Genomic DNA, 17,329 nt, shown 5'->3' with positions numbered 1-17,329 from the left:
CTTTTATTTGGACTATGGATAACAATTTGTAGGAAATCATCATCAGATACTCTAGTCCACAGTGACATTCACATTACTGAAATTTAAATTCCAGCTGCTGTTGGGCCGTTTATGGTCAATCGCTATCTTAATACCATTGAAATCCTTATAGTTTTCAAACGTTGTGGATAAGGTTGGCGTATCGGAATTACCTTTTCTGTAGGTCCACTCTTTTATTATATAGTCCTGATTAAAATAAATATCATAGGCATCTCCTGGTGTATACCCACCACCGTTAGTTGGATAGCTAATGGTTATTTTGTTCATTTTCATTTTACTGATTGGAGCTTCTGATTCTAAAGGGTTATTGATTGTTGCGGAACTATCCCAAACCAATTGAAATGGAACCAACAACCAGAACTTGTCGTTTATGAATGCTCTGTCCGCAGCAATATGTGTACTGTCCATTTGGCTCCTTATATAGTCAAAAGACTGAGTTTCTGTAGTCAACGTAACCCTATCTTCCTTAGGATTCCATGTCCATGACCTGCCTTTACCTTTTACCGAATCTCGATCGACTTTAAAAGTAAAGCTAATCTTTGTAACGTTTTTCCAATTATCATAACCATGCGCATTGGCAATTTTTTCGGCAATTGTCAATTCTTTGGTATCAACACTGTTTGTTGATTCTGTTTTATCCGATTTACAAGATGTAATTAACAGTAGCCCAATAAGAAATGTATAAATAGTTTTCATTTTAGGATTTTTCATATTTTGAGCAAAATTACGGAACGATGCCATACAAGACTAATTATTTTAAGGTTAATAAAGAAACATGGAATAAGAAGGTTCCTTTACATGCGCAAAGCGAAATGTATGCACTCGAAGCTTTCATGTCAGGAAAATCGTCCTTAATGCCATACGAGTTAAAGGCTATCGGACCGGTAAATGGAATGTCTTTATTGCATTTGCAGTGTCATTTTGGTCAGGATACCTTGAGTTGGAGTAGGATGGGGGCCAAAGCTGTGGGTATTGATTTCAGCGAAGAAGGCATAAAGCTTGCAAAACAACTCAATAACACCTTAGGTCTAGATGCTCAATTTGTATGTTGTAACGTTTTGGATGTATCAAAACACATAGAACAAAGCTTTGATATTGTTTTTACAAGTTACGGTGTTATAGGTTGGATACCTGATTTAAAACCTTGGGCGAAGATGATTGCGGAACGACTTCATCCTGGTGGCTTTTTCTACATGGTGGAATTCCATCCTATTCTTTGGATGTTTGATTACGATAGCGGAAGGCCAGAAATGAAATACCATTATAGTCAAGAAGAGGTCATCTATTCTGAGTATCAGGGTACGTATGCGAATAAAACTTCAAAAATGAAAAGCAAAGAATACGGCTGGAATCATGGGTTAAGTGAGGTTGTAAATGCACTGATAGAGGCTGGCTTGAAGATAAATTATTTAAATGAATACGATGAAAGTCCTTATGATGTATTCCCAGGATTAGAGAAAACCAAATCTGGAATGTACAAAATGAAGGAACAGCTTTTTCCTATGTTGTTTGAAATTAAAGCAACTAAAATATCATAAAAAAGCCTGAAATCCGCAAGTGGTTTATTTAGTGCTTTTGATCATCCTTCAAGAGTTCTGGAAACTTTGCTTTAAATCTGTTTAAACGAGGAATCGATACGTTTCTTATGTAGCCCTGGTTTGGATGCAATCGTTCGTAATTTTGATGGTAATCTTCAGCTTTCCAAAATTTTTGAAAAGGATAAACTTCAGCAGCAATCTTTGCATCTAACTTTTTAGCAAGAGCTTCTTTTTTAGCTTGTATTATTCTCTTTTGCTCATCGTTTTGGTAAAATATAATGGAGCGATACTGCGACCCTCGATCAGGTCCTTGACCATTCACTTGGGTCGGGTCTTGGGAGCCAAAATAAACATCCACTAAAGTGGAGAAGCTTACTTCATTGGGGTTATATATAACTTCCACTGCCTCCGCGTGGCCGGTTTTGCCAGTATTGCTAGCCTCATAGGTTGGGTTTTCTGTAAAGCCTCCAGAGTAACCGCTGATGACCTCCTCAACACCTTTTACACTTTCATAAATAGCTTCGACACACCAAAAACAGCCACTGGCAAAATAGGCTCGGGCTTTTCCGTCTTCCATTGGAACAACAACAGGTTCGGCATTTATTACAGCTTGTTGCTTTGGGTTTATTTGTGCTTGGTTATGGCAACTAAAACAAAGCGTTATTATAAGAATGGATAGTATATTTTTCATAGTACATTTTTATTAAAGGAGATAAAATTACAAATCCTTAAGCCTAATAGTTTTAAAATTATATTAAATAAAAAAGCCTCAGCATTTGCTGAGGCCTTAATGTATTTTCTAGATGGATTATTTACTCAATTTAGCGAATAACTTATCCATTTTTTCCTTTTCTTCTTCTGCTAAAGCAGCATCCACCAAGATACGTCCACTATGCTCATCGGTAATCACCTTTTTTCTTGATGCGATTTCTACTTGAACTTGCGGTGGGATGGTAAAAAATGAACCTCCCGAAGCGCCGCGCTCAATTGGTACAACTGCCAAACCGTTTTTCACATTGTTTCTAATTCTATTATAGGCATTTACTAGACGCTCTTCGATTTTCTTTTGAAACTCTTCCGACTTATTCAATAAGGCTTCCTCTTCCTTCTCAGTTTCCTTAAGAATTTCATTGAGCTCACCTTTTTTATGCTTAAGATGTGATGTGCGCTCTTTCAACCTATCTTTAGTTTCAGCGATAACCTCTTTCTTTTGCTCTATTTGTACCTTAAATTCCTTGATATGCTTTTCAGCCAATTGAATTTCGAGTTCCTGAAATTCAACTTCCTTGGTTAAGGAATTATACTCTCTGTTATTTCTAACATTCTTTTGTTGCTCGCTATATTTTTTAATTAAAGTCTTTGCTTCTTCAATTAAGTTCTTCTTTCCCTTAATCTCGTCATCAATGATAGCGAGGCTATCATTTAGCTTTTCTATCCGTTTGGTCAGGCCTTCAACCTCGTCTTCTAAATCTCTTACTTCTAAAGGAAGCTCACCTCTGATATTTCTTATTTCGTCTACTCTAGAGTCAATTAGTTGTAAATCATAAAGTGCTCTCAATCGTTCTTCGACAGAAACTTCAGCTTTTTTTGCCATAATTATAAATACTTTATCGGATTTGTATTTGTCTTTGATAAAATGATTGCAAAATTAGTAATTTTTTTCGAGAGATAATCTACTAAAAAGGTTTTTGTGAACTGCTCACTTTCGTAATGGCCTATATCAGCTAAAATTATATCATGTTCTGCTGAGAAAAAGTCGTGATATTTAAGATCTGCAGTAACGAAAAGCTCTGCACCTGCTGCCTTAGCCGCACTTATTGCAAAGCTACCCGAGCCACCAAGAACGGCAATGCGTTTAATAGGTTTTTTCAATACCTTGGAGTGCCTTATACATTCGGTGTTCATTTTTGCTTTTATGTAATCTAGACAAACCAAAGGGTCTAAAGGAGAGTTAAGTTCACCAATCATACCCATACCAATGTGTTGGTTAGTGTTATCAAGGGTGCTTATTTCATAAGCGACTTCTTCATATGGATGGGTTTCAAATAAGGCGTTTAGGACTTTTGACTCAATATGCTTTTTAAAGGTTACGGATATGGCGGTTTCTTGTTCTGTATGCAGTTGTCCCTTGTTTCCAAATGCAGGGTTAGAGTCTTGATTACCCTTGAATGTTCCCTTGCCTTCAACATTAAAACTACAAGATTCATAGTTTCCAATATTACCCGCTCCTGCATTAAAAAGGGCTTCTCGCAATTCTTGGGAATGGGCTTTAGGAACATAGGTTTGTAATTTCTTAATGGTGTTGGTTTGTGGAATTAATATGCGCTTATTTTTAAGTTCTAGTCGGTCGCAAATAATCGAGTTAACACCTTGATAAGCATTGTCTAATGCGGTATGGATAGCGAAAATGGCAATTTTGTTTTCAATAGCTTTTAAGACAACCCGTTCTACGTAGGTTTTGCCTGTAAGTTTTTTAAGGCCGCTAAAAATTATGGGATGAAAGCTTACAATAAGGTTGCACTTAGACTCAATAGCCTCGTCTATGACATCTTCAAGCGTATCTAAGGTCACCAAAATACCACTTACATCCTGATTTTTATTTCCAACCAACAAGCCTACGTTATCAAAATCTTCAGCATAGGCCAGAGGCGCTAAATCGTGCAAGTGATTAATTACGTCTTGTACAATCATAAGTATTAATTTGTATCAAAAATAGTATATTTTAGTGGCAATGAAATTCATTAGAATCATATTGTTTCCTTTGGTTCCTGTTTACTATCTGGTGACTTGGTTAAGAAATTATTTTTATGATCTAGGCGTGTTGAGGTCAGAATCCTTTGAATTACGCATAATCTGCGTAGGAAATTTAAGCACTGGAGGTACTGGAAAAACACCCATGATTGAGTTTTTAGTCCGTTTACTTATGGATAAAAAGAGGGTCGCTACACTCAGTAGGGGTTACAAACGAAAAACAGAGGGATTTGTGTTAGCGGATGCTAGTGCATCGGCTAACTCGATAGGAGATGAACCCTATCAATTCCATAACAAATTTGAAAATCTCATAGTCGCTGTTGACGCAGATCGGAAAAATGGTATTAAGAAGTTGCAAGAGCTAAAACATGTTCCAGAAGTGATATTGTTGGATGACGCCTATCAGCATAGACGTGTAAAGGCGGGATTAACCCTATTACTTACGTCATATGATAAGCCATATTTTAAGGATATAGTGTTGCCGACAGGAAATTTAAGAGAACCAAGGTCAGGCTCTAAAAGGGCTGATATTATTGTTGTTACTAAATGTCCTAGGCATTTGGCAGATGAGAAAAAGAATGAGATTACTAGTAAATTATGTGTAAAGTCTCACCAATCCGTATTTTTTAGTCACATTCATTATGACGATACGGTGTATTCGAAAAAGAATAAATTGAAAGTCGCATCCTTACCCTCATTTACATTGGTCACTGGAATTGCAAACGCAAAGCCGTTGGTGGCTTATTTAAGTGAAATAGGCCTCTCATTTGACCATATTGAATATCCCGACCATTACAATTTTAAGCCTACGGATATAAAGATGTTATCTGAAAAAGAACTTGTTATTACTACAGAGAAAGACTTTGTGAGGTTGTCTGAAGCGAAACCCTTAAAGGAGAAACTTTTTTATCTTCCTATTCGATTGGAGCTCGATAGGGGTGACGATTTTGAAAAATTGATACTATCTTATGTTAACTAAAGAAACTCGAAATTATTTTTTCTCCTGTTAAGGCGGCATAAAGTTTCTTTTCAAAATCTTCTTGCTTGAATGGCTTGGAAATAATATCGTTAAACCCGGCTTCGCCGAATTCATGCATTTTATCCTCTAAGGTAACTGCGGTTAGTGCAAAAATTGTCAATTCCTTATCAAAGGTTCTTATGATTTTGGTTGCTTCTAGGCCACTAATTCCAGGCATGTGGATATCCATGAGCACAACATTGTAGTCTTCATTTTTAACTTGTTCAACAGCTTCTTCGCCATTGTCAACAACATCACAAAAAAGTCCCATTTTGTTCAAGATTTTCTTAGTAATCATTTGGTTGATTTTGTTGTCTTCAACAATAAGAATTTTGATGTCACTTAAATCCAAATCTTCCATTTTATTAGTGTGTTTAGGTTCTGCTTTTTTAGGTTCTTCAACATCCTCGGTATATTCTAAAGGAATTTCAAAGAAAAACGTCGTGCCTTTGCCAAGTTCACTTTTCAAGTAAACTTTTCCTTTAAGGATTTGAACAAGTCCTTTTACAATGGACAAGCCTAGACCTGTACCGCCATATCTTCTGTTGATTTGCACGGAGCCTTGAGAGAAACTCTCAAACATAGAATCTTGCTTTTCTTTTGTTATTCCAATGCCATTGTCCTCAATTTCAAATCGTAAATTATACAAATTGTCTTTTTGTTCAATTTTGTAAGTTTTTATCCAGATGTCTCCATCTTTAGTGAATTTAATGGCATTGCCGAGAAGGTTTATTAAGATTTGGGATATTTTGAGTTGATCGCCAACAAACGTTTCTGGAAGGCTTTCTTCATAGTCAAAATGTAATGTTGTGCCATTATCCTTAGCGGAGTTACTCAAGGCCGAAATTACATTTTGAATTTTTTCTTTAAGGTTAAATTTTTCGGGATCTAGTTCAACTTTGTTTGCTTCAATTTTATTGATTTGAAGTATATCATTAATAAAGGTCAAAAGATAATCTCCAGAAAATTTCAAGGATTTTAGATGAGGTATTTGACTCTTTTTGGGGTCTTCATCCAATAGCATATTTGTCAGACCTGTAACTGCATATAACGGTGTACGCAATTCATGGGTCACCGTAGAAAGGAAATTAGCCTTCGTCTTAGAGGCCAACTCTGCCTTCTCCTTGGCAACAATAAGCTCATCATTCTTTTTATGAAGCATATTGTTGGTTTTCAACCTAATGTTATTGTTCTTGTAAAGCGATAAAGTCAACAGGGATAAAATAGTAATTAGGGCTATACTAAGAATGGTAGTGATTCTTGTAAAATTACTTTCTGCACTTACTTCATCAATTTGAGCCTTTAGCTGGGCGTTTTGGGCGTCTTTATACTCATTAATATATTTACCTGTAATACCTTGTGCTAAATTTTCTCTTTCAATATTTAATAATGAATCTGAAAGATGAATATGCTTTTTTATATACCTATATGAACTTTGATATTCACCCCTTTGCTCATGAATTTCGCTTAAGACCAAATAGGCTTCATTGATAATTTCCGGTAAGTTGTATGTTTGTGCCAATGATAAGCCCTCATTAGCTTGTGCCAATGCCGTGTCATAATTATTCAAGGCGCTAGACACCTTTCCAGCTGCGATAAGAGCACTGCTCAGTCTGCGCCTTTGGTCGTACTTTTTCGCTAAAATTATAGTTTTTTCGAGCTGGGATTTGGCTTCCTCATATTGATTGCAGGCTATGTAAGCCTTTGCTTCGTTTAAGGTGACTTCGGAGATATACTCTTCTAAATTTTCCTGTTCAAATAAGGTTTTAGCAGAGTTAAAGTAATCTAGAGCGTCCTTATATTCCTTGTTTGTGCTTAGTATTACCCCTTGGATATTGTATGTTATGGCAAGATTGGCATAATCGCTATTGGCACGCTGAAGGAGCATGGCATTTTTTAAAGAGATGTTGGCATTATCTTGCTCTCCCAGCAGAAACTGTAGCTTAGCTATTTTAGTGTAAATGATACCAATACTCTCATTATCCTCTATTTCTTTCGCTATCTCTAAGGCCTTGTTCAGGTTGTCCTTTGCATTGTAATAATCACCACGATCACTTTCCAATTTAGCTTGTTCGATGTTGTTTTTAAGACGCATTGACAATAAGTCAACATCCTCAGTACCATTAATTTGAGCCATGGAAATACTGAAAACACATGCTAAAAAGACAAATATGGAATATTTGATTTGGGACATTTCAGCTCACTGTTAGTAAAACAAATATAATTATTTATTCGACAAAAGTGATGTTTTCTCCGATAAATTGCAAATTAAATCTAAAATTCTTGAACTATAACCCGTTTCATTGTCGTACCAACCAACAATTTTCAACATATTTCCAATAACAGAGGTCATTTGGGCGTCAAAAATACAAGAGTGTGGATTACCAACAATATCTATGGAAACAATGGGGTCTTCTGTGTATTCTAGTATTCCCAATAGCCTAGTTTGAGCCTCTTTCTTGAAAAGTGCATTTACAGCGTCGATGGTTGTTTCTTCCTTAAGGTTTATGGTAATATCGGTTAAGGAACCGTTAGGTATAGGTACACGAATACCACAGCCCCCAATAACTTCAGATAAGTCAGGGAAGATTTTGGTGAGTGCTTTTGCCGCACCCGTTGTAGTGGGCACAATGGATTGTCCAGCAGCACGAGCACGGCGTAAATCCTTATGCGGCTGATCATGAAGGCTTTGGTCTGTTGTATAAGAATGTATTGTTGTAATATAGGCTTGCTTGATGCCAAAATTGCGATTGATGATATCAATCATTGGTGCCGCATTATTAGTAGTACATGATGCATTAGACAGTATCGGTTCCGTACCCTCCAAATCCGCATCATTTACGCCAAGTACGACTAGTTTAATATCGTCATTAGTTGGTGGGACAGATAAAATAACTTGTTTAGCACCGTTTTGTATATGGTAATCTAAATCCTTTTTAGATTTAAATTTTCCTGAAGATTCTACAACAAAGTCGGGTGTTGTAACCGACCAATCTATGGTTTTTGGATGTGAATGGTTAGATAAAGGAAATTTGTCATCGTCAACGATGATATGCTCATCGTCATGGCTAACCTTGTTGTCGAGTACACCATGAATGCTATCGTACTTAAGTAAGTGAGATAAGGTTTTTGTGTCTGCTAAATCGTTAATGGCGACAACTTGAATATTTGGGTGCTGTAGTGCAAGTCTAAATAAACGCCTGCCAATTCTACCAAATCCATTGATGGCAATGGTTATCATCAGTTAATGTGCTTTTGGGCTTTGTAAGACGACCTTACAAGGGCGCTGCTTTCAACATGCCTAAAGCCTAAGTCTAAACCTATTTCCTTATATTCTTCAAATTCATCTGGATTTATAAATCGTTTAACTGGTAGATGTTTTTTTGTAGGTTGCAGGTATTGCCCAATAGTAACCACATCCACTTCATTTTCGCGGAGATCATGTAGCGTTTCAATAACCTCTTCTCTCGCTTCGCCTAAGCCTAGCATGATTCCAGATTTAGTTCTCCGCTGACCTTGTTGTTTGAGGTATTTAAGCACACCCATACTTCGGTCATATTTTGCTTGTATCCTCACTTCTCTCGTTAAGCGACGTACCGTTTCTATATTATGTGAGACAACTTCTGGTGCAACTTCTACAATCCTATCAATATGTCTTTCAATTCCTTGAAAATCTGGGATAAGTGTCTCGAGTGTTATTTCGGGATTCATGCGTCTTACTGCTTTTACTGTTTCAGCCCACATAATACTGCCCATGTCTTTAAGGTCATCCCTGTCAACACTTGTGAGAACGGCGTGCTTTATTTGCATGATTTTTATTGAACGCGCAACTTTTTCAGGTTCATCCCAATCTACAGTTTCAGGCCGACCGGTCTTTACACCACAAAATCCACAAGACCGCGTACAAACATTACCTAATATCATAAACGTAGCTGTACCCTCCCCCCAGCATTCTCCCATATTTGGACAGCTTCCTGAGGTACAAATGGTATTTAGTTTGTATTTATCAACAAGACTTCTGAGTTCTGTGTATTTTTTTCCTGTAGGTAATTTTACCCTGAGCCATTTAGGCTTGCGTTCTGGTAAAATGTTAGACGTAACCGTTGTTTCCATGTAATTTTCCCTTTCAGTTAACAAAGATACAAACTAATTTAGGAAAACCTGTTTAAAGAATACTTAGGTACCAAAAACTAAAACCAAGTAAAAACGCTATACCTAACCAGGACAACAAGCGCAAAATCAAATTAGGTCTCCACGCTTTGGGTGTGTGTTTACTGGTGATGAGCTTAAAGTTAATTATGGCATAAAACGGTGCCGTTATAAACGATAGTACTGTCGCAATTTGAATAAGTATTCCCATTTCAGAAGCGAAAGCGAGGAAAATTACTATGGTTCCAATGGCTAAAATTAAAATCCATATAACATACCCCTGTGAAATAGCTTTATTTGTTAACAATTCAAGACTTTTGGTCATAGCCCTTGGAGAAGCGTCCAAGGTTGTGATGGTAGTACTAAACATGGCTGTAAACGCTGCAATTCCTATTATGGCGTAGGACCAGTTTCCTAAACTATTGGTGTAAATATTAATAAGTTGATTTGAAAAGACGCCTGCTTGATTGCTGAAGGTTTCACCAGAGTTAAACATTACAAAATAGCCAAGGCACAAAAAAGCTATGCCAAGTATGATGGCACCGGCAAAGCCAAAATTAAAATCAAACAGAGCTGTTTTAGGATTAAATTCTTTTTCGCTTTTCCTTTTTTCGATGGCCCAAATAGAGTGCCATACTGAAATGTCTAAGGGTGCAGGCATCCATCCCATAAAGGCTATGAGGAATGCCAATTCAGTACCATTTTCCGGTAGCACTTGTTTTAATGCAATAGGTGAATTAAATGCCTTGTAGGCAAAAATTACCGCGAATAATGTACTTAGAGATAGGATGAGTATAATGATTTTTATGAGTTTATCTAAGGCTTTGTAGCGGCCGAAAAACAAAATAAGTAGGCAAACAACTAATAAAATTATAGTCCAAAGTTCCACGCTAGATAGGTTGCTAAAGCCAAAATTTAAAAAGCTAATATCCCCAAAGAGAGAATTGGCTAGACCTGCAGTAACAATTGTAACGGCTGCTTGAATGGTGAAAATAGTTGCTAAATTCAAGATAAAAAAGGTGATAAGAACTCCTTTACCTAATCTATTATAGCCTTCTAGAAGGGTTTCGCCTGTGGCTGCAGCGTAGCGTGGGCCAAACTGAAAAAAAGGATACTTGAATAGATTTACCAGCAGTAAAGCCCATAATAAACCCAAACCAAAATCTGCACCTGCTCGTGTAGATTGTACCAGATGCGATACCCCAATTGCGGCTCCGGCAAATAATAGACCAGGTCCTAGCTGTTTGATTTTAGCTAGCATTATTTTTCGGTAATGATTTCAGCGAGTAACTTTTTGGCTCTCAATAATTTTATCTTCACATTATTCATGGGCTCCTTAAGTTCTTCTGATATTTCACGATAACTTAATTCTTGGAAATACCTCAGGTTGATGACTTCTTGGTAGTGTGGTTTTAGTTTTTTTATGTCGCGAAGCAATTTTGCCAAATTTTGTTCGGTAATGATTTTGTCTTCGGGGGAGGGAGAATCATCAACAATCTCTAAGAAATTTTTATCGTTGTCCTTAGAGGTGTTTCTGATTGTTTTTTTTTGTTTTCTTATTAGGTCAATGTGGATATTTTTTGAAATGGTGATAAGCCAGGTTTTGAATTTATAGGTCTCATCATACGTATCTATTTTGTCAAAGGCTTTAGAAAATGTTTGAATGGTAATGTCTTCTGCATCATTTTCATTTTGTGTACGTTTAAGTTGAAATGCATAAACGTCGTTCCAGAAGGTGTCTAATAAGAAATTGAATGCAATTTGGTCATTTGCTTTGGCTCTTATAATGGCATCTTCTACTTCCAATGTTTAGGTTTAGATATTAGGTTAACTATAAATATACTCAATTGCGTACTAATTAAAAATAATTCTAATAGTGGCGATAGAAAAACCAAATTCATTTCCCCTAATTTTTTAGACGCCAAGGCGAAGGAGGTTAATTGAATTGCAAACCTAAGTATAACTGTAACTAGAATCCATGGCCAATATGGTGAAAAAAGCAAGGCGAGCGGCGCTAAGACCCAAAATAGCAACTGAGAAAAGAAGAAAAGACCCAAGAGCAGCTTGTGCTTGAGTTTGTAATGTTTTGAAGTACTTATATGTCTTCTTTTTTGCAGAATCCAATCACTAAACTTGGTTTTGGGCTCTGAGATGGTGAAACTGGGAGTAGTAAAGCAAATTGCGGTATTTGATTTGTGGGCAACTTCGTTAATGAATAAGTCATCATCACCCGAACGCAGATTGATGTGAGTAGAGTACCCGTTATTGTTGAAAAAAAGGTCTTTTCTGTAAGCCATATTTCGTCCAACTCCCATGTAAGGCAGGCCTACATTAGCGTAAGAAAAGTATTGCAACGCCGTCATTACAGTTTCATATCTAATAAGTTTATTTAGAAATGAAAGGTGTTTTTTAGCATAGGCGCCGTAACCTAAAACTATGGATTTTTCATTAGAAAAATGACTACTGATATGTTTGAGCCATTGGTTGGAGTTAGGTTGGCAATCGGCATCGGTAAAGATTAAATAATCATTTTTTGAGGCTTTAATAGCCAAGGTCAAGGCATACTTTTTATTTCCCCAAAAGGTCTCATTAGACTTTACATCCACAAGTTTTATCTTTTTGTGCGATTTGTCGAATGCTTCCATTACTTCCAACGTTTCATCTGAGGAGCTGTCATTTACCAAAACCACTTCAAAATTTGGATATTCTTGGTTAAGGATTAAGGGGAGATTGACTCTCAGATTTTCCGCTTCATTTTTTGCACAAATAATTACGGATAACGGCGGGCTCTCATGAGATGGCGTATTAGGTTTTTTTAAACCAAAATTGAGTAAGAAAGCGAAATAGTAAAAAATTTGAATACTCACAATTGCTATAAAGGCAATGAGTAGTATTGAGGGAAAGCTCATTAAGATTTAAGAATGTTGAGTTTCTTTACAATCTTTAAACTGATCAGGAGACTTACCACAAAAGCCACATGCCTCACCATCTTGGTTTAACATTGGATTTTGGCTGGCACAGGTTCCTGCAAATTCACCGTCTTTTTTGGCCCAAATTTTAATTGTAATTCCAGCAACTGCTAAGGCTAACAATCCTAAAGTTAGTAGTATTAGTTTCATTTTAAATCCCTAATTTAGTGCAAAGATAAGGTTTTTACTTTATTTTCTAGCTCCATTTTCTGCCAGGCTTCAACGCATCATGTTGTGTACTATCCAAAAATTTATTTTTTACTAACTAATTAATTTGTCGATTATGAAAAAATTATTTGCTGAATTTTTTGGGACCTTCTGGCTCGTATTTGGAGGTTGTGGTAGCGCTATTTTTGCTGCTGGTATTCCTGAACTTGGAATTGGCTTTATGGGCGTAGCACTAGCTTTTGGTCTTACGGTTCTTACAATGGCTTACGCGGTGGGCCATATTTCTGGCGGACATTTTAACCCGGCAGTGTCTTTAGGTCTCTGGGCTGGGGGAAAATTTGAGTCTAAGGATATCTTTGGCTATATTGTAGCTCAGGTTATTGGGGCTATTGCTGCAGCCGGTGTTTTGTATTTAATCGTTTCCGGAAAGTCTGGATTCGAATCAGTTGGTGGTTTTGCGGCTAATGGTTATGGAGATTTATCACCAGACGGTTACAGCATGCTATCCGCTATCGTGGCCGAAGTTGTCTTAACGGCTTTTTTTTTATTGGTGATTTTAGGAAGTACCAATGTTAGAGCCCCTAAAGGCTTCGGGCCACTTGCCATTGGTTTAGCACTGACTTTAATTCACTTAATTAGTATACCTATAACGAATACGTCGGTTAATCCAGCGCGTTCATTAAGTCAAGCACTATTTGCTGATGGTGCCTACTTATCCCAGGTTTGGTTGTTTTGGGTAGCACCTATTGCTGGAGCTGTCCTTGGAGGAATTATACACAAGGCGCTTTTTGAAAAGGACTAAAAACAAAAAAGAGGCATTGATTTCAATGCCTCTTTTTTTAATGCTTACTCATTTCTATTTCTCTTTCTCTTTCAAGGAAATCTCTGCCACCTCTGCATCATTTTCATTTGTTGTATCTCCTTTTTTACCAATTTTGATACTTAATGCAAGGGCATCCTCGATATATGGTATTTGTTTCAACTTACGGTCCGACTCATCCAAAATACCTAGATTAATCATTCTATCTTGTAGTTCTGCCCATATCTGGTAATGTTGTTCTTCTGGTAATTGTGGTAAAGTAATCACATCAATCATTGATGTCTTTTCAACTGGATTAATGTATGCAACAGTCTTTAAATTTTTTGCACGATCATTACCTTCAAAAACATATTTTTGAGCATCAGGGTTGTTTAATTTCATCAGCTGATCAGATAATTCCGATAATTTAGAGTTGTTCTTTTCTATATCGCTTCTCAAATCAAAAATCTCATCAATAACCACGTTGTTTTCGTCATTAAGTTGAAGATTCTTCTCATATAACATAAAGGTTGACGTGGCAAATAGAATTGCAGCCGCTGATGCAGCAATACTGAACCAGGAAATTCTTCTTTTTTGCACCAACTGAATGACCTTAGTATCGTTAGACTCATCTAAAGACTCTAAAATAGTAGATAAAACGCCACTTGGCACGTCTACGGCACCAACTTTAGCTATTATTTCTAAATTAGTCTGAAGTTTTTCGTAGGCTTCTGCAGCTTCAGGATAATTGGAAATAAAATGCTCTACCTCTTTAGCTTCTTCTCTTGTAGTCTCACCTACCAGATATTTACTGAGTAGATCAGAGCTTAAAAAGCTATGTAATTTTGTTTCCATTTTATTTAACTTTATGGATCGTAAACTTTTTTAAGTTCCCGTAATCCTATTTTTAATCTAGATTTTATTGTACCTAAAGGAATATCTAATTCCTCACTTGCTTCTTGTTGCGTCATTCCTTGAAAAAAAAGAGCATCTAAAACAATTTGATATTTTTCATCTAGTCTCCCAACATGCTCTCTAATATCCAAGACATCTTGGTTTAATTTGCCTGTTGGTAATATATATACGTTTGAATTGTCAATTTGGATTTCTTTTTGATATCTATTGTTGAAACTCCTGAGCTTGTCTATTGCCGTATTACGTGCTATCCGGAACAGCCAAGTAAATAATTTTGCTTTGTCAGGATCGTATTTTGAGGCATTTTTCCAAACTTTTATAAACGTTTCCTGAAGCGCGTCTTGGGCTATTTCCTCATTGACCGTAATCTTTAATATAACACCGTACAAACTATTTGAATAATGTTCATAGAGGAGGTCTAACGCCCGTTTATCACCTTTTTCCAGGTAATCTATGATCTTTTGTTCTGTAGGAGTAACGCCCAATATGTTAAAGTTTATTTTTTTTTAATCTGTGAAATCCAAAACCGGATTTGATACGTAAATATAATTAATTACCTCTAAGAGAGGTTCAAAATCCAGATTAGAATAATTATCTTCATATAGAATTGATTAATAGCATTTTCAAAAAAAGATTATTCTAATATAAAAGTCGCAATATTAATTGCGACTTTTTTATATAATATTGACTTCAATTTCAAGGGTGATGTTAAACAAGCGATTTACCGTATGCTGGATTAGTTTTGCGAGGTTATAGATGTCTTCCCCTGCGGCATTGCCATAATTTACTAAAACCAATGCTTGTTTGTCATGCACCCCGTAATTATTGAACCGTTTACCTTTGAAGCCTGACTTTTCAATTAGCCACCCTGCAGGCACTTTTATTTGGGTTTCTGAAACCTTGTAGGAAGGAATAGCGGGAAAGTTTTCTTTAAGACAATCAAAGTGAGTGGAAGAAATAATCGGATTTTTAAAAAAGCTCCCACTGTTGCCAATGTACTTTGGGTCTGGTAATTTACTCTGTCTTATACTAATAACAGCATTTGACACATCACTAATTGTTGGATGCGTAATATTGTTTTGGGCCAACTGCTGTTTAATGGCGCCATAACCTAAATTGAGTTGATGATTGGTTTTGCTTAATTTGAATTGGACACTAGTGATTATGTACTTTCCTCTAAGTGACTTTTTAAAGACAGATTCTCTATAATCAAATTCACATTCGTCCTTATTGAAAACACGAATGCTTTGGTCCTCAATACAAACCGCTTCACAGCTTATAAAAACATCCTTTAGCTCTGCACCATAGGCACCAATATTTTGAATTGGTGCTGAACCAACATTTCCAGGAATCAAAGATAAATTTTCAATACCTCCATAATTGTGCTTGATACACCAAAGAACTAATTTGTGCCAGTTTTCCCCAGCCATGGCCTTCACCACAACATAGTCATCAGTTTCTTCTGTAACCTTAATGCCTTTAATATTAATATGCACAACCAAAGCTTCAATGTTTTTGGTTAAAAGCATATTGCTTCCACCTCCTAATACGAAAATGGGCTTGTTATGATTCTCTGATAATAGGTTTTGTAGTGACTTAACTGAGGTTATGTTGCAGAAAGACTTTGCTTTAGCATTAATGCCAAAGGTATTATAGGATTGTAATGAAACATCGTGCTGCACAGTCATTAGTCCTTGTAGATCTTTAATGCTTCAGCAATGGTTTTAACGGCAATTCTCAAGCTATCCTCATTTAGAACATAGGCAATCCTAATTTGATTAAGACCAACACCTGGAGTGGAGTAAAAACCAGCAGCTGGTGCTACCATCACAGTATTGTTTTCATAATTAAAAGACTCTAAAAGCCACCTCGCAAAATCATCTGTGTTTTTTACAGGTAACTCAGCGATACAATAGAAAGCCCCTTTGGGTTTCCCAACTTTAACACCTGGTATTTTTTCCAATTCTTCAATAAGTAAATCGCGGCGCTTTACATATTCTTCCCTAACCTCATCAAAATAACCTTGAGGTGTTTCCAGTGCCGCTTCACTTGCTATTTGTGCTAGGGTTGGTGGGCTCAGTCGTGCCTGTGCAAACTTTAATGCTGTTCTCATAAACTCCTTATTCTTTGAAACGAGATAGCCAATTCGGGCACCGCACATACTATAACGTTTGGATACGGAATCAATAACAATAGCGTGCTGCTCAAGACCCGACTCTTGCAATATGGAATAGTGTGAAATGCCGTCATACACAAATTCTCTGTAAACCTCATCAGCGATAAGGAATAAATCATATTTCTTTACGATAGAAGCTAACTTTTTTATCTCCTCTTTTGAATAAAGATAACCTGTGGGATTCCCAGGGTTGCATATTAAAATGGCTTTGGTTTTAGACGTAATGTGCTTTTCAAATTCTTCAATGGGAGGCAGGGCAAAATTATCCTCTATTTTTGAAATTACTGGAACTACATTTACACCGGAAGCCACAGAAAAACCATTATAATTTGCATAGAAAGGCTCAGGTATGATAATTTCATCGTCATGATCCATAATACTACCAAAGGCAAATAGTAAAGCTTCACTACCACCTGTAGTCACGATAATATTATCACTTGTGACCTCAATATCATTTTTCTTGTAATAGTTCGCAATTTTTTTGCGGTAGTCTTCAGATCCTTCCGACCGTGAATAGGCCAAAATATCGAGTGAATGAATTTTTACAGCATCTAACGCAATACTTGGTGTTTTTATATCGGGTTGACCAATATTTAAGTAATATACGGTCTTTCCTTCTTTATGTGCTTTTTCTGCATAAGGCACCAATTTTCTAATCGGTGATTCGGGCATATGTAGCCCTTTTTTTGATATAGATGGCATTATGTATTGAATTAAGGTGCTAAGGTCTGAAAAATCTTAAAGTTTATTTAAAAAATCTAGAATAAAATATAAACTGCTCTAAACATTTGTAACTTATTTCGAAAA

18 protein-coding genes are annotated in these 17,329 nt (G+C 36.5%); 3 read left to right on the top strand and 15 right to left on the bottom strand.

The window, feature by feature from the left end; translation table 11 throughout:
* Window positions 1-51: 51 nt before the first annotated feature.
* Entirely contained in the window at window positions 52-735 is a 684-nt protein-coding gene (locus CA834_RS06825) for a hypothetical protein (protein WP_094968160.1), read from the bottom strand.
* 38 nt (window positions 736-773) lie between these two features.
* Here CA834_RS06825 and CA834_RS06820 point away from each other — a divergent pair, with 38 nt between their 5' ends.
* Window positions 774-1,577 (top strand): class I SAM-dependent methyltransferase, encoded by an 804-nt coding sequence (locus CA834_RS06820; protein WP_094967940.1) that lies wholly within the window; start codon window positions 774-776, stop codon window positions 1,575-1,577.
* 28 nt (window positions 1,578-1,605) lie between these two features.
* Here the strand turns inward: CA834_RS06820 and msrA are convergent, their stop codons facing one another.
* From msrA to CA834_RS06805, 3 genes are all read right to left on the bottom strand, one after another.
* Window positions 1,606-2,268, bottom strand: coding sequence for a peptide-methionine (S)-S-oxide reductase MsrA (msrA, locus tag CA834_RS06815; RefSeq protein WP_094967939.1), 663 nt, complete (start codon window positions 2,266-2,268; stop codon window positions 1,606-1,608).
* Window positions 2,269-2,385: 117 nt separating this feature from the next.
* The gene (locus CA834_RS06810; protein WP_094967938.1) at window positions 2,386-3,171 is read right to left on the bottom strand and encodes a zinc ribbon domain-containing protein; all 786 of its coding nucleotides are present in this window, start codon (window positions 3,169-3,171) and stop codon (window positions 2,386-2,388) included.
* A 2-nt stretch (window positions 3,172-3,173) separates the two neighbouring features.
* Window positions 3,174-4,268 (bottom strand): Nif3-like dinuclear metal center hexameric protein, encoded by a 1,095-nt coding sequence (locus CA834_RS06805; RefSeq protein WP_094967937.1) that lies wholly within the window; start codon window positions 4,266-4,268, stop codon window positions 3,174-3,176.
* A 40-nt stretch (window positions 4,269-4,308) separates the two neighbouring features.
* Between CA834_RS06805 and lpxK the strand changes: the two genes are divergently transcribed.
* Entirely contained in the window at window positions 4,309-5,307 is a 999-nt protein-coding gene (gene lpxK / locus CA834_RS06800) for a tetraacyldisaccharide 4'-kinase (protein WP_094967936.1), read from the top strand.
* Here the strand turns inward: lpxK and CA834_RS06795 are convergent.
* From CA834_RS06795 to CA834_RS06765, 7 genes are read right to left on the bottom strand one after another with little or no spacing between them, the layout of a single operon-like run.
* The gene (locus tag CA834_RS06795) at window positions 5,300-7,540 is read right to left on the bottom strand and encodes an ATP-binding protein (RefSeq protein ID WP_240507501.1); all 2,241 of its coding nucleotides are present in this window, start codon (window positions 7,538-7,540) and stop codon (window positions 5,300-5,302) included. The genes lpxK and CA834_RS06795 overlap by 8 nt on opposite strands.
* Window positions 7,541-7,570: 30 nt before the next feature.
* Window positions 7,571-8,587, bottom strand: a complete 1,017-nt coding sequence (gap, locus tag CA834_RS06790) for a type I glyceraldehyde-3-phosphate dehydrogenase (RefSeq protein WP_094967934.1) — start codon at window positions 8,585-8,587, stop codon at window positions 7,571-7,573.
* Window positions 8,587-9,459: a lipoyl synthase gene (gene lipA / locus CA834_RS06785; protein WP_094967933.1), complete on the bottom strand. Its 873-nt coding sequence runs from the start codon at window positions 9,457-9,459 to the stop codon at window positions 8,587-8,589. The genes gap and lipA overlap by 1 nt, the downstream gene beginning before the upstream one ends.
* A gap of 52 nt (window positions 9,460-9,511) precedes the next feature.
* Window positions 9,512-10,756 carry an Nramp family divalent metal transporter gene (locus CA834_RS06780; protein WP_206186857.1) on the bottom strand — a complete coding sequence of 415 codons (1,245 nt, stop codon included), beginning with the start codon at window positions 10,754-10,756 and terminating at the stop codon, window positions 9,512-9,514.
* Window positions 10,756-11,301, bottom strand: coding sequence for an RNA polymerase sigma factor (locus CA834_RS06775; RefSeq protein ID WP_094967931.1), 546 nt, complete (start codon window positions 11,299-11,301; stop codon window positions 10,756-10,758). The genes CA834_RS06780 and CA834_RS06775 overlap by 1 nt, the downstream gene beginning before the upstream one ends.
* Window positions 11,292-12,404, bottom strand: a complete 1,113-nt coding sequence (locus CA834_RS06770) for a glycosyltransferase (protein WP_094967930.1) — start codon at window positions 12,402-12,404, stop codon at window positions 11,292-11,294. Before CA834_RS06770 ends, CA834_RS06775 begins: the two co-directional genes overlap by 10 nt.
* A 6-nt stretch (window positions 12,405-12,410) precedes the next feature.
* Window positions 12,411-12,614, bottom strand: coding sequence for a membrane or secreted protein (locus tag CA834_RS06765; RefSeq protein WP_094967929.1), 204 nt, complete (start codon window positions 12,612-12,614; stop codon window positions 12,411-12,413).
* Window positions 12,615-12,747: 133 nt separating this feature from the next.
* Between CA834_RS06765 and aqpZ the strand changes: the two genes are divergently transcribed.
* A complete protein-coding gene (gene aqpZ, locus CA834_RS06760; RefSeq protein ID WP_094967928.1) occupies window positions 12,748-13,434 on the top strand; it encodes an aquaporin Z in 687 nt (228 codons plus the stop codon).
* 54 nt (window positions 13,435-13,488) lie between these two features.
* Here aqpZ and CA834_RS06755 read toward each other — a convergent pair whose 3' ends face one another.
* The 4 genes from CA834_RS06755 to CA834_RS06740 all read right to left on the bottom strand — a co-directional run bounded on the left by CA834_RS06755 (window position 13,489) and on the right by CA834_RS06740 (window position 17,224).
* On the bottom strand, window positions 13,489-14,286 hold the full coding sequence (locus tag CA834_RS06755; RefSeq protein WP_094967927.1) for an RNA polymerase subunit sigma-70: 798 nt from the start codon (window positions 14,284-14,286) through the stop codon (window positions 13,489-13,491).
* Window positions 14,287-14,297: 11 nt separating this feature from the next.
* Window positions 14,298-14,831, bottom strand: a complete 534-nt coding sequence (locus CA834_RS06750; protein ID WP_094967926.1) for an RNA polymerase sigma factor — start codon at window positions 14,829-14,831, stop codon at window positions 14,298-14,300.
* 189 nt (window positions 14,832-15,020) lie between these two features.
* The gene (gene murB / locus CA834_RS06745; protein ID WP_094967925.1) at window positions 15,021-16,034 is read right to left on the bottom strand and encodes a UDP-N-acetylmuramate dehydrogenase; all 1,014 of its coding nucleotides are present in this window, start codon (window positions 16,032-16,034) and stop codon (window positions 15,021-15,023) included.
* A complete protein-coding gene (locus tag CA834_RS06740) occupies window positions 16,034-17,224 on the bottom strand; it encodes a pyridoxal phosphate-dependent aminotransferase (protein ID WP_094967924.1) in 1,191 nt (396 codons plus the stop codon). The genes murB and CA834_RS06740 overlap by 1 nt, the downstream gene beginning before the upstream one ends.
* Window positions 17,225-17,329: the final 105 nt, after the last annotated feature.

This window comes from Winogradskyella aurantia, from assembly GCF_002266855.1.
Classification (GTDB): Bacteria; Bacteroidota; Bacteroidia; order Flavobacteriales; family Flavobacteriaceae; genus Winogradskyella; species Winogradskyella aurantia.
The sequence above is the reverse complement of the archived record's forward strand: the minus strand, read 5'-3'. Positions and strand labels throughout refer to the sequence as shown.